This is a genomic window from Flavobacterium sp. WC2509 (assembly GCF_052683105.1).
Map to the genome: position 1 here is coordinate 3,957,350 of NZ_JBQZFG010000001.1, position 13,468 is coordinate 3,970,817.

Genomic DNA, 13,468 nt, shown 5'->3' on the forward strand with positions numbered 1-13,468 from the left:
CTGTAGCAATTTTGTGTCGACTTTTGGTTTATATAGTTTTCTCTATTGAGTACTGTTTGATTTTTCTAGGTTGCTGCAATTATAACAATTAATTAACCTCTGAAAGTCGCTGCGGAATTTTGGGTCTAATAAATAAAAAAAGATTTTGTGGTATTCGGTTCATTTTTCTTTGGTTTAGTTGGGTTAAAAATTGATTTAATAATAACAAATATAGAAATCAACTATTTACACCAGTTTTGAATGCGTCCAAAATACTATTGATTTTGATTAAACGTCCTTTCAATTACCTAAACTACTAGTAAAGATAAGGATTTTTTAGCGTTTTTTGTGAAGTAGGGAAGGAGGAAAGTACCGTGACTATTGATTTTATTTAATTGGAATAAGCTTTATGAAAGGTTAAAAAAATAAACGATAATGTTAAATTAAGTACATTTTTTAGCTGTAATTTATGCTTTCAAACTTCAAATTTTATTGTTTGAGATTAGATATAAGGAATTCTCTTTATTTTTTAAATGTTCGCCGAATACTAAAGTATTGAATTTCGTTACTAAAACGTTTTCGGAGTAAAAAAAATAAAAATTTCTTCGAATATGCTACTGTTTTTAAAACTGATTTTTATAAGTATAATACCATTTAATTGATTTTATACTATTTAGAAATATAAAATAGTCTTATTGTCAGTTCGCAGTCGAGAACCATTATTGAATCTCGACTGCACCAGATTTGACAAAAATAATTAGACTCCTCTATATTTCTAATTGGTATTATTTCTTCCATCTTAATAAAATTTCAGAGATAAAAATCCAACTAAATAAAGAACTTTAAAGGCATAAAAAAACGCCTAAAATTGCTTTTAGACGTCTTGATTTGTATAAGAAGATAGTTTTAGTTCAGACTGCTTTTTATTTCACCCTTTTTACCGTCAATTGTAACACTAAGGTTTATAATTCCTTTTTCAAAATCGTTGCCAGCATTTGGTTTAATTGTAATTTCTGGAGCTTTATTACCATCGTATGGATATACTATGCTTATAAATTGTTGTGTTTTATCATCGTTTTTAGATTTTTCGAAAACAAAAGCAGGTCGGGCTATTTCTTTTGCATAAGCATAAGATACTTTTCCTTCTTCTTCGTTAAGGGAAACTTTGTCTGTGTTTAATGATTGTATTAAAAGGTTGTTTCCGTCAGTGTAAGTAGTATTGACGCTGTTTTTTGTTTTGTCAAAAACAGGTTTGCTGTCTTCTTTTAATTGAAAATGAACTCCCAAATTTCCTGTGGCTTTACCAATGACTTTATCAATGATTAAAAAATATTTTTGATCAATAAAAAGTACTGTGCGTTGGTGGTTTAAATCAGTATAACTTGGATTTGTGTAGGTTAATATGTCCAAGTTCTTACCCGTTTCCCATTTGTTTTGTTGGGCTTTCGTAATTACCATATTCTGGTTGTCCAAAGTAAGGGTAGAATGTACTCTTGTCTGGCGGTACCAATCTCTTTTTTTCATGATTTCAGCATCACCACTATACACGAAGCAACCTGTATCAGGAGTAAAATTGCGTCCTTTTACCCAAAGTTCGAAAGTTCCGTTATCGGGTTGGGCGTGAAATTCACCTGGAGGGCTGGCTTTAAGCACCATTATGGTTGATTTTTCGTCCCATCCGTTTCTGAAGGTGTAAAAACCAGCTGTACTTAACGCATTTGAAAACCAATTTGGTTTTTCTCCTTGTTTTCCATCGGTGGCAAAATATTGGATGAATTTATTCTTCGGAAAAATAGTTGACCAATTACTAAACTGATTTTGTCTGAATTCTTTCTTTGCCTGCCATGAATCGCCAAACATAGGCTGATTGTAATTAGGGAAAGTAATGTTGATGAAAGCCATCGCCATTTTTTCTACGGTTTGTTTGTAGCTTGCAGGGAATTCATTTTCGATGCCAGCTTTTTGAGCTCCTTTGTATGCTTTAGTAAAGATGTCGATAGTTGCTGCATGATAAACAGGAGACAGTTCAAACTGGACACCATCTGGATAAACCTGTTTTTTGATTTCAGTGTTTAATACGTCAATACCGCTTTTGCGCCATTTTTGGGCATCGTTAAATTCTGGAAAAGAAGCTCCGGCAAACAAGGTACGCTGCGCTTCGAATAAACGATGATTGCCGTCCGCTGCGTAGTGGTCAGCTAAATAGTCGGTTTGTTGATGGTAACTTTTTAAAAAAGCCATCAAAAAAGCTGGTGTAAAATTTGGGGAATTGATAAAAATACTTACCGTGGGTACCAGGTTTTGTATTCTATCTGATATTTCCAATGGTCGCCAGGCATATTTATCATTATCTTCGGATAAACCTAAAGGATTTTTTGTTGCCCAATCGTTAAATTGGAAAACCCATTCTTTGGCGTATGCCTCATTTTTACTTGTTTTGTAGGCCAAAGCCATGGATAACCACCATTTTACCCGGTGTAGTTGCCAGCGAACTTCATTATCTTTTATCGGCCAAAGCTTCCAGTCAATATCTTTTCCAAAATCAAAGAAACCATAGGCTTCTTGGGTTTTGAAACGATGCAACATGGCATTGTCAACAATTTCTTGAGTTTTGGCATCAAGCGGACCTTTAGGATCCACCTGAATTTCTAAATTACTGAAATCAGGTTCTTTCGAGCCGATTTTAATTCGATAATACTGTAGCAAAGCGTTGGCCGCTTCGTCGTATTTTTTTGCTTCGACTGCATTTTTTACCTTTTCAAGACCGGGATAGTTTAAATTAATAATATCAAAACTATTCTTATCAATAGGAAGCTTGGTTTTTGCATACGTTAAATGCAAAAAGCAAACTAAAATAATACTGGCTATTTTTTTTAAACTCATGAGTATATTATTTTATAATTAACAGTTGGGTACAATTATTTTAAACACATAGGGACATAGATTTTGTAAGTTCAAAAAAGAGGCGTTTCACTTATTAGAAGCACACATAGTACTCTATGTGAAAGAAATATATTTCTTTTTGTTATTCTTTTTTCAATGAAGTCTATGTTCCTATGTGTTTAATGAAAACTTTATGAATTACACTCAACGAGTTATAATTGCTATTATTTGTTTACTTCAAATTTGATTTTACTTCGCTTTTTTTACCATCAATGGTCAAAGTCAAGTTGATGATTCCTTTTTCAAAGTCGTTGCCTTTGTTTTCATTAATGCTAATTTCTGGAGCTTTATCACCATCGTACGGATAAACCACGCTGATAAATTGTTGTGTTTTATCATCGTTTTTAGCTTTTTCGAAAACAAATGCAGGTCGGGCTATTTCTTTTGCATACACATAAGATACTTTTCCTTCTTCTTCGTTAAGAGATACTTTGTCTGTGTTTAATGATTGTATTAAAAGGTTGTTTCCGTCCGCGTAAGTGGTATTGACGCTATTTTTTGTTTTGTCAAAAACAGGTTTGCTGTCTTCTCTTAATTGAAAATGAACTCCCAAATTACCCGTAGCTTTTCCAATGGCTTTATCAATGATTAAAAAGTATTTTTGATCGATGAAAAGGATAGTGCGTTGGTGGTTTAAATCAGTATAACTAGGGTTGGTGTAAGTTAAAATATCCAAATTTTTTCCTGCTTCCCATTTGTTTTGTTGTGCTTTCGTAATTACCATATTCTGGTTGTCAAGGGTAAGGGTAGAATGTACTCTTGTCTGACGGTACCAATCTCTCATTTTGGTAACTTCGGCATCACCGCTGTAAATGTAACAGCCTGTATCGGGTGTAAAATTGCGTCCTTTGACCCAAAGTTCAAATGTTCCGTTATCGGGTTGGGCATGAAATTCTGCTGGTGGTCCCGCTTTAACAATCATCACAGTCGATTTATTATTCCATCCGTTTCTGAAGGTATAAAAACCAGCATTTGGCAGTGCACTTGACAAGTAATTTGTAGCACCTTCTTTGCCATCAGTAGCAAAGTATTTTAGCATTTGATTATCTGGAAATAGTTTTGCCCAATTTTGAAATTGTTTCATTCGTGCCTCTTTAGTGACAAGCCATGAATCGCCAAACATAGGGTTGTTATAATCAGGAAAAGAAATTTTTGCTGCTCCCTCTGCCATATTTTCGATGGTTTTTACATAGCTTTCCGGAAACTCATTTGCGACACCTGCCATTTTAGCCGAGTTATAGGCTTTCATGAAAATTTCAATAGTAGCTACATGATAGGTTGGCGAAAGTTCCCATTGTATTCCATCGGCAAAGACTTGTAATTTTATTTCGCGATTCAAAATTTCGATACCGCTTTTACGCCAATTTCCGGCCTGTTTAAGTTCAGGAAAAGAAGCGCCTGCACTCAAAACGCGTTGTGCTTCAAATAATAAATGATTACCTTCTTTGCTATAATTGGCGGTTATATAATTTACCTGTTGGTTAAAAAGGGTTAAAAACTCTAATAAAAAGGCTGGAGTAAAATTAGGTGAGACAACAAACAAATTGAAGGTGCCAGGCAGACTTTGCGTACGCTCAGAAACTTCCAATGGACGCCAAGCATAGCGATCATTTTCTTTAGATAAACCCAAAGCATTTTTTTTGGTCCAATCTCTGAATTGGAAAATCCATTCTTTGGCATATTTCTCATCACCACTGCTGCGATATGCCATTCCCATAGATTGCCACCAAGTAACACGGTGTAGTTGCCAACGTACTTCGTTATCTTTTACTGGCCAATATTCCCAGTTAATGTCTGCTCCATAATTAAAAAAACCATATCCTTTATGGGGCTGAAATTTGTGCAGCAACGCATTGTCTGCCTTTTCCTGATTGCTTTTTCCGATATTGACCCCTCTAAATCGAGCTTCATCACCAACGTTAAAATCGGGTTGTTTAATGCTTTTTCGATTACGGTAATAGGTTACGAGTTCTCTAGCCGCTTCGTCGTACTTGTTTGAATTATAAAGTTCTTTTACTTTTTCCAGACCAGGGTAGGAAAGGTTGATGTTTTCAAAACTTTTTTCGTTAATCAAAGACTCTTGTGCATTAGATAAACCTGCTAATAGTAGCAGTAAAATCAATAAAGTTGTTTTTTTTAAATTCATCATGGTTACTACTATTAGTTATTATTTTTCATTAAATGAGATTGTTTATTGTTTATCAAATATGACGTTATTGTTTGATTAACTTCATTGTTTTTGTTTTCTTATCCTGAGTTATTTTAGCAAGGTAAATTCCTGGAATTAGGTCATTACCTATTGTTATCGTTTGGTCAGCATTTGTTTTTATAGAACTGACACTTCTTCCTAAGATATCAAACACATCAACAAAAACAGTTTGCGAAGAATTTCCAGTAATGTTTATTTTGAACACTGTTTTGGTTGGATTAGGAGTTACAATTACGTTTAATTCATTTGTTAATGAATGTGTTTTGACATCTAATGTAATAGGTTTTAGAACAATATTTCCATTAAAAGCAAAATCGTTAATACCTACATCTCGGTTAGTTGTACCAGCGGTATTGCCATACCAGTACATGCGTATTGTAATTGGGGAATCTATATCCTGTAAGGTTGATAAATCAGCAGTTCTGGCGACTGCTTGGTTAATATCGTTGGCTGTAAGAATTAGGGTAACAGGTGGAGCAATATTTGAAGTAAAGTTATCTTTGCTAGAACGCATCACATAAGTAAGAGGACTTGTTGTGTTTCCGTGGCGACTGGTAAACTGAAAGTTTGCAAAATTAATGCGGTATCCAGATTTTGGAGCTATTTTAAATTCAAAGTATTGATTAAGGTCTAACGGAGATGGGGTTGTTGGTAGACCTGCAGTCCAACCGTTTAATGTTACTCTATTGGATAAGTTGCTAGGAATTAAAGGAGCCCCGGAATAAAAAAAGTTGGGCACGGTAGAGCCGTCATTTTCAATATAAGTATTGGTTGTGTTACCAGTAGTAATGGGGCTAGTAAAATTTATCGTACTATTCCCGCTAGCATTACTAATAGGATTGCTCCAAAGTAATTTTGGAATACTGGCATGGTTAAGTTCATATACCTTTATGTTATCATGGTGAGCTGTAAAAACAAGATTACTGTTCTCTAATACGGCTCCTGGGTTCCCTTCTTGGGTATATACTCCCCATTTTAAATAGCCAATATTGCCCACAGCAGGGTCGCCAACGAAAGTAACAATGTTGTTTTGTTCTTCTTTAAGGACGTAATCTGTATCGGTAGGTAGTTTTGCATATAATTTTATATAACCGGTAGCATCAGTAGCCCATTTTACATCAATTCGAAAGTGCATCCACTGGTTTACAGATGGTCTGTAATTATCTACCAAACTTCCAGTAATTCTTACTGATTGACCATTGGCATCGCGTATATCACGTCGGCTTTGAATTTGATTTCGTTGGGCTATTACCCTTAATGGTTCTCCCACACCATCACTCATTTTAAGCTGGAATAAAACAATTCCGTAAAGCGGGTCTGTAGTAGTCCATGCAGGCCAATCCTGCATTTTGATACTTACTTCATATCGGCGCTCTTCGCCAGGAAAATATTGGTAAGCATCTATAGTAGAAGATTCGCTACGGTAATAACCGTCGGAAATATAAGCAGGATTTCCAAATTTTATGGTGTGTCCTATTGCGTAGGCACCAGTAGCACCAGGTTGTACCATAGATATGGCATCGGCTGCTGTGGCGTGTGTTGGATCAATACCTGAGTTACCAGAATTCGTAGTTCCATTTTCATAGTCAGCAGTAAATACAGTATTGGTAACGACTTGTGCATGACCTATAGCAGTTGCAAAAATGGCTACACAAAGTAGAAAAATTTGTTTGAAATTCATAATCGTTAGTTTTTAGCCTTATGTTATTAGTGTACTATTATTTATTACGAATTAGAGCTAGCTTATTATTTACAATATAATGGAACTTTTTAAGGTGTTATGTTTTTCTAATTACTTGGGTTGTTCAACTTTTTTTAGTTACTAAAATCTTGTTTCACAACAGTAGGTTTTCCATTAATATTTAGTGTAATATCTATTTTACCAGTTGCAATATCATTATTGTTGTTTTCTATAATTTTTATGACTGGCGGTGTGTTGCCTTCATAAGGATAAAGTATAGAAATAAAGCTTTGGGTATTGTTGTCGTTTTTAGGTTTTTCGAAAACAAAAGCGGGACGGGCTGTTTCTTTTTGATATTCATAAGAAACAAAACCGGATTCTTCTTTGATACTTACTTTATCTTTATTTAATACTTGTATCAAAAGGTTGTTACCATCTGCATAGTTGGTATTAATACTGTTGTTGTTAGTATTGGCGGTAGCTTTACTGTCTTCTTTCAAATTGTAATGAATACCTAAATTCCCTTTTGCAGTTCCAATTGCTCTATCAATAATTATAAAAAAAGTTTTATCTATGAATAAAAATGTACGCTGGTGACTTAAATCTTTGTAGCTAGGATTTTTATAGCAAAGGATGTCTAAATTAGGAGTGGTTTCCCATTTTTGTAATTGTGCATTGTTTTCAATGTTTTTATTATCGAGAGTCAAAGTTTGATGTGCTTTGGTAGAGCGATACCAGTCTCTTTTTGAGTTTTCCTGATTACCTACATTAGCATATATAAAACTTCCGGAATCAGGTGTAAAATCACGTCCTTTTACCCAAAGTACAAAATTACCATTGTCAGGATGGGAGTGAAATTCGGCTGGTGGTCCAGCTTTAATCTGCATTACAGTTGATTTTGTATTCCACCCGTTTCTAAATGCATAAAATCCAGCAGAAGGCAAGCTACTCGACAGGTAATCTGGCTGTTTGCCCGATGTACCATCAGTAGCATAATATTGAATTATTTTGTTTTCAGGGAAAACTTTTGCCCACGACTGATAATTTTTAAGCATTACACTTTTATTCGTCAAAAAGGAATTACCATACAATGGAAACGTATAATCAGGAAATGAATAGTTACCTACAGCCAATGCCATTTTTTCGACAAGATTGCGGTAACTTACTGGAAACTCTTTTTCTGCACCGTTTAATTGGGCAATTTGCAATGCATCCAGAAATATTTTAATAGTGCCAATATGGTATGAAGGCGATAACTCAAACTGTACACCATCTGGCAGTATTTGCTTTTTAATTTCTTCGTTTAAAACATCGATACCACTTTTGCGCCAGCTTGTAGCTTCTTTCATTTCAGGAAAGGCGCTTCCTGCATACATCATATGAAGTGCTTCGTATAATCGATGGTTACCTACATCAGTATAATTATTCATTACATAATTAGCCTGTTCATTATAGGAATTTAAAAATTCCATCAAAAAAGCAGGTGTGAAATTGGGCGAATTAACGAACATATTAAAATAAGCCGACCAATTATTGAGTCTAAAAGAAACTACAAAGGCTTTCCAAGCAAAGTTTTTATCATCAGGATAAGCACCTTGTTTGTTTTTCTTAATCCAATCGCGTACTTCAAATACCCATTCTTTGGCATATTTTTCGTCGCCAGTGCTGAGATATACAATTCCTAAAGGTTCCCAAAATGAGGTTCTGTGTAAAAAGGTAGTCAACAGTTGATCTTGTACTGGGCGATATTGCCAGTTGATATCGGTACCATAATCGTAAGCAGGATACCCTTTGTGTGGTTTAAATTTGTGCAACAAAATATTGTTGGCTAGCTCTAGTGTATTATCGTTTACTTTTTTGCCATGAAATTTTGCTGCATCATCAATATTAAAATCCAAATGCCTAACATTGGTGCGGTTGCAATAAAATCGTAAAAGTTCAGTTGCGGCTTCATTATATTTTGCTGAAGCAACCAAGTTTTTTACTTTTTCCAAACCAATTTCATTTAAATTAATAAAGTCAAAACTTGACTGATTAATTTTAGCTTCTTGCGCAAAAATATTTTGCGCAAGAAGCAGGATAAAAATAAAACTGAATATGTTTTTAATTTTCATGGCTTATTATTGAATTATGATTTTTTTAAAGAATCAATTTTTTTGATAGAAGCATATTTTTTTAAAGCCTCCAAGTAATAATAATCAGCATAATCAAGCGGAGTGTCAATTTCTGAGTTGTATAAAAAAGCACCAACACTATGTTTTAACAGAAAATAATTGTTTTCTCCTGGTTTGGCTAAATAAGCATCAGATGATAACGATTTCAATATATCTTCGGCATAATCGGCATATTTTTTTCCGTCTTTTACTTGTGTACTCAAATCTAGTAAAGCAGATGCTATAACTGCAGCAGCCGAAGCATCTCTAGGAGCGCGTTCGTCAGTATCTAATGCATTGTGTACATCAAAATCCCAAACTGGTATTTTATCTTTAGGCATACGAGGATGATTCATGATAAAAGAAGCAATATGTTCTGCTTGTTCTAAAAACTTATGATTTTTGGTATTTGCATAACACATAGTGTAACCGTATAATCCCCATGCTTGTCCACGAGCCCAAGCTGATTCATCTGTCAGACCCTGATGAGTTGCTTTACGCAATACTTTACCCGTTTTTGGGTCATAATCTACTACGTGGTAAGAGCTGTAATCTTTTCTAAAATGATTTTTCATGGTCGTTAGCGCATGTGTACTGGCTGCATTGGTGTATTCAGGTTTGTTAAACTGAATTGCACTCCAATATAGATATTCTAAATTCATCATATTATCAATAATTACTGGATAGTGCCACCATGAAAAATCCCAAGAACGGATCGTTCCAACTGTAGGGCTAAAACGGGCATATAGGTTTGCCGCACCATCTTGTAATGCAGGAAGATAAATTTTATCACCTGTGATTCGGTATGCATTTCCATAGGAGCAGTATAGCATAAAACCAAGGTCGTGGGTGTTTTTTATGTTTCGGATAGAATCAAGAGCAAGGGTGAATTTTTTTGCTTGTTCAGCTAATGCTTTGTCACCAGTAAGCTCATATCCATACCAAAGACTTCCCGGGAAAAAACCGGTGGTCCAATCGGTTATTCCAGCTAATCGAACAGTTCCGTCAGGATTGACAGAGCGTGGATTTTTACCAGGTTTATAGGTTTTAGCCGCTTTGCTTAATTGAATATTAATTACCTCTGTTGTTTTTTTAAACCAAATTGATGATGGATCAACTGGTTTTGGTTTGGCAACACTGCTCACAGTAACGGCCAAAATAGCTGAAAATAGGAAAAAGGTTTTTTTCATAATTTAATATTTTATACTTCTATTTATATTTATCTATCGTTTCGATAAAGCGAAATTAGATATGAGTTCGAAAACTCCCTTTCAGTTTTTATTTTAAATCTTTTGAAATTGTGTAAACTTGATATTTAATGCACTATTTTTGATTGTAGTGAATTCCAAATTTTGATACTGCATTGATTTTGAATACTTTTTGGAAGTGTATTTTTTCCATATCCAAAAAATAGATTTGCTTTAGAATTTCAAAAAACTTTTTTGATGAATGAGAAAGTATTTTGTAAAAAATAACCTGAAATTAATCAGGCTATTTTTTAATCAATTATAGTCTTGGTTTTTTATTCCAACAGTATTTTGACTGCTTTTTCGCCTTCTGAGGATTTTACTTTTGCAATATAAACACCTGAATTTAAGTTAAAGGAAGTGTCTGATTCTGTTTGCAATGATTTAACTAACGCTCCCGAAATACTATATACATCAACCTTTGTCGTTGATTTGATATTTGAGATAAAAACTTGCTTTCCTTTAGAGTAAACGTTTGTTGCGTTGTCTGTTTTAAAATCATCAGTACCTAATGTTTGTGTCGTTACTTCTATTTTGAATATATCTAAACCAGCGCTTGAAGCAATTGGATTAGGGCAAGAAATATAAACTTTTCCGTTATAATTTCCATTAGCTGTAAATATTTTGGAATCGGTTGAATTAGCAGTAGACATGTCAGGAGCTAACGCTGTTGTTCCGTCACTAACTCTAATGATACGCCCACTTCCAGCGCCAGATGTAAACCATATTTTTATTGTAAATGGCCCGCTAACGGTAAAAGATAAATAACGAAATGTAGGCAAAAAATCTGTAGCTGACATAGCAGTTTGATCTGCTTTTTGAGAAGAACCATTGAGTCTATATGCTCTGGTTCCTGTAAATGAATCAGAAAAAGATACAGATCTGGTTATCATTATAGGGTTTGTAGGAGTAGTGACAGTTTGGTCTGTAGCAACTAAATTAAGCTCTTGTATAGTTCGGTCAATAGCATAATAAGTACTGCTAGTAGGCCAATCTGTAGTGTTAGCAAATACCCAAGTTTTAGGTAATGTAATTTGGGCATTAACATAAGTCGCTGATGATAATACAGCAACGATCAAAAGGAGTAATCTTTTTTTCATAATAAAAATTTAAAGGTTATAAATAGTGTAACTCATTGTTTTTTAGATACAATATGTTACAGCAAACTTATATTTTTATTATATTTAAGACTTTCAGTTTTGTCTTTTTTACTTTTGGATTTGTCTATTTTTATTATTTAATGGGAGATTATGTATTTAATCTTGACGATTATGAGTATTTCAAATTCCAATTTGCTCTACAGTATAATATGTAATATCGATTTCTGAATGAGTTCAGTATTAATCCCGTCAATTTGGTTTTCGCTTTCTAAAAAAGTTTTTGCAATTGTATTTCTGTTTTTCTAATGTGAAGGAATGGAATCCAATTTGCATTTTGTAATACCGTCAAATGCGATGTTTGGCGGAACAGTCACATGCTCATAATCCATTTAGGATTTGGTTAACACTTCATAAAAGAAGTACAATCTGTGAGACGTTAAATGACGAAATGATGTTGCTTTATGAAGCAGTAAAGTTACCGTGAAACGACCTTCCGTTTTGGTCTTTAAGATATAATTAAGGTCAGCTGCTGCATTAATTTTGTTTTCGTTGGTAAAACCAACAGATAAAAATGGGTATGTTCCACTTGTTTGGGAGCCGATTCCCAAAATGGGTTTTGGACGGCCTGAATCTGCTTTTTTTCTCCAAAACAATAAATTCCGCTAGTGCTGATACTTTCAACAATAATGGCGCTGATTGTCTGTGATCCTGAGTAGCCAATTGCTTTCATATTTTTGTTTTTTTAGTTAGTATTTATCTGAAAAATTGTATTTTTGCTTTATACACAGCAAGTAAGCAATTGATTGTGCGGTATCGAACTATTTGAAATTATATCTCACTAAAGCAAGCTTGTTTTTTACCAAAACTATTTTTAGAAAATAATTTTAAATATCTTTGAACTATGAACACAGCAACAAAATCAAAACACATAGGTAGAAATATCAGTCGTATCAGGGAACTGAGAGGTATGAAACAAGAAGCATTGGCTAACGCAATAGGAGTGAGCCAGCAATCTGTTTCTAATATTGAAGGAAGCGAAACAGTTGAGGAAGAAAAATTGCAGGCAATTGCTGAAGTATTAGGTGTTTCTGCCGAAGCAATTAAAAGTTATAGTGATGAAGGTGTAATTAATTATTTCAATAGCTTTCATGACAACGTTGTGACAACAGGAAGTATTTTTGCAACTAATTGTACATTCAATCCTATAGATAAATTAGTCGAATCGTACGATGAAAATAAAAAACTTTACGAGCGTTTGATTCTGGCTGAAAAAGATAAAGTAGAATATTTAGAGAAACTATTAAAAAAATAGCATTGCTAAATTTTATTATAAAAGCAAAAGAGACTAAATAAGGTCTTTTTTTTCAGTATAGATAAAGCATATCAAAGGCATGGATAGTGTATGGGTAGTGTATGAAAAGCCTAACTGTATTTTTAATTAAATGGGAGCTCAAATTTAGCACAATCGTTTATCGCTTATAGAGCCTATATAATAAAATGGAAAAGCTTAAACGAACTATTTAGCCAAGGTGGTAAACATAACTAAAATTGAAAATAGGGAGGAAGTAGCTAACGAAGCGAAGTCTTTTTTAAATTATCAAATACTACTATTGAGTTGAAGGTATTAGCTTTAGGCCTAAGCGCTTATTTTGAAAAATAAAAATGCAACAACGACCATTTGCTACGGCTTTTATTCTGCGAAATAAAATGTCGAAAAAAACAAAAAAGTCCGTAAAGCCTTAAATTTACAGGCTTTTTATTTTGTTTTAATGAATTTGTGGAATCGCTGGAAATCGAACCCGGTTCCAAACAAGCAATTAAAGGGCTTTCTACACGTTTATTTACTGAATAGATTTTCGATTAGGAGATACCGAACTTAAAGAATGGAATTGAATATCAGAAGATCAGGAAAATATTTCATAAGTTCAGCTTCACTTTCTTTTACAGATATACTTTTCTGAATTTATAATATGTAAAAAAGCAAAATTAGATTTATAAATTAGTCTAATTGTTATGAAAATAATTCGAAATAAATCAGACTATTGTTTAATCTAAATGGCATAAGTTCATGGTTTTGTAATATTCGCTTAACTTTAAAGGGCCTAAATTTGAGTTCTAAAATCTCAATTCTTAAATCCTATGAAAAACATTTACTC

8 protein-coding genes are annotated in these 13,468 nt (G+C 33.8%); 1 reads left to right on the forward strand and 7 read right to left on the reverse strand.

Translation table 11 applies throughout. The features are described from left to right. Positions 1-885 precede the first annotated feature (885 nt). The 7 genes from hepC (ACUN3A_RS16475) to ACUN3A_RS16505 form a co-directional block, all read right to left on the reverse strand. Positions 886-2,862 carry a heparin-sulfate lyase HepC gene (gene hepC / locus ACUN3A_RS16475; protein WP_445552378.1) on the reverse strand — a complete coding sequence of 659 codons (1,977 nt, stop codon included), beginning with the start codon at positions 2,860-2,862 and terminating at the stop codon, positions 886-888. Between the two features lie 232 nt (positions 2,863-3,094). Continuing rightward, a complete protein-coding gene (gene hepC / locus ACUN3A_RS16480) occupies positions 3,095-5,071 on the reverse strand; it encodes a heparin-sulfate lyase HepC (RefSeq protein WP_445552379.1) in 1,977 nt (658 codons plus the stop codon). A gap of 64 nt (positions 5,072-5,135) precedes the next feature. Further along, complete coding sequence (locus tag ACUN3A_RS16485) at positions 5,136-6,812, reverse strand: heparin lyase I family protein (RefSeq protein WP_445552380.1); 1,677 nt, start codon at positions 6,810-6,812, stop codon at positions 5,136-5,138. Between the two features lie 134 nt (positions 6,813-6,946). Next, positions 6,947-8,926 (reverse strand): heparin-sulfate lyase HepC, encoded by a 1,980-nt coding sequence (gene hepC / locus ACUN3A_RS16490; protein ID WP_445552381.1) that lies wholly within the window; start codon positions 8,924-8,926, stop codon positions 6,947-6,949. Between the two features lie 14 nt (positions 8,927-8,940). Further along, the gene (locus ACUN3A_RS16495; protein ID WP_445552382.1) at positions 8,941-10,155 is read right to left on the reverse strand and encodes a glycoside hydrolase family 88 protein; all 1,215 of its coding nucleotides are present in this window, start codon (positions 10,153-10,155) and stop codon (positions 8,941-8,943) included. A 332-nt stretch (positions 10,156-10,487) separates the two neighbouring features. Beyond that, complete coding sequence (locus tag ACUN3A_RS16500; protein WP_445552383.1) at positions 10,488-11,312, reverse strand: T9SS type A sorting domain-containing protein; 825 nt, start codon at positions 11,310-11,312, stop codon at positions 10,488-10,490. Positions 11,313-11,817: 505 nt separating this feature from the next. After that, complete coding sequence (locus ACUN3A_RS16505; protein WP_445552384.1) at positions 11,818-12,042, reverse strand: hypothetical protein; 225 nt, start codon at positions 12,040-12,042, stop codon at positions 11,818-11,820. A gap of 171 nt (positions 12,043-12,213) precedes the next feature. Here ACUN3A_RS16505 and ACUN3A_RS16510 point away from each other — a divergent pair, with 171 nt between their 5' ends. Beyond that, positions 12,214-12,624, forward strand: coding sequence for a helix-turn-helix domain-containing protein (locus ACUN3A_RS16510; protein WP_445552385.1), 411 nt, complete (start codon positions 12,214-12,216; stop codon positions 12,622-12,624). The last annotated feature ends 844 nt before the right edge of the window (positions 12,625-13,468 follow it).

Excerpts from the sequence above, each read along its gene's own strand:
- ACUN3A_RS16495 (WP_445552382.1), bottom strand. The coding sequence starts at position 10,155 with ATGAAAAAAACCTTTTTCCTATTTTCAGCTATTTTGGCCGTTACTGTG.
- ACUN3A_RS16505 (WP_445552384.1), bottom strand. The coding sequence starts at position 12,042 with ATGAAAGCAATTGGCTACTCAGGATCACAGACAATCAGCGCCATTATT.
- ACUN3A_RS16510 (WP_445552385.1), top strand. The coding sequence starts at position 12,214 with ATGAACACAGCAACAAAATCAAAACACATAGGTAGAAATATCAGTCGT.
- hepC (WP_445552379.1), bottom strand. The coding sequence starts at position 5,071 with ATGATGAATTTAAAAAAAACAACTTTATTGATTTTACTGCTACTATTA.
- hepC (WP_445552378.1), bottom strand. The coding sequence starts at position 2,862 with ATGAGTTTAAAAAAAATAGCCAGTATTATTTTAGTTTGCTTTTTGCAT.
- ACUN3A_RS16500 (WP_445552383.1), bottom strand. The coding sequence starts at position 11,312 with ATGAAAAAAAGATTACTCCTTTTGATCGTTGCTGTATTATCATCAGCG.
- ACUN3A_RS16485 (WP_445552380.1), bottom strand. The coding sequence starts at position 6,812 with ATGAATTTCAAACAAATTTTTCTACTTTGTGTAGCCATTTTTGCAACT.
- hepC (WP_445552381.1), bottom strand. The coding sequence starts at position 8,926 with ATGAAAATTAAAAACATATTCAGTTTTATTTTTATCCTGCTTCTTGCG.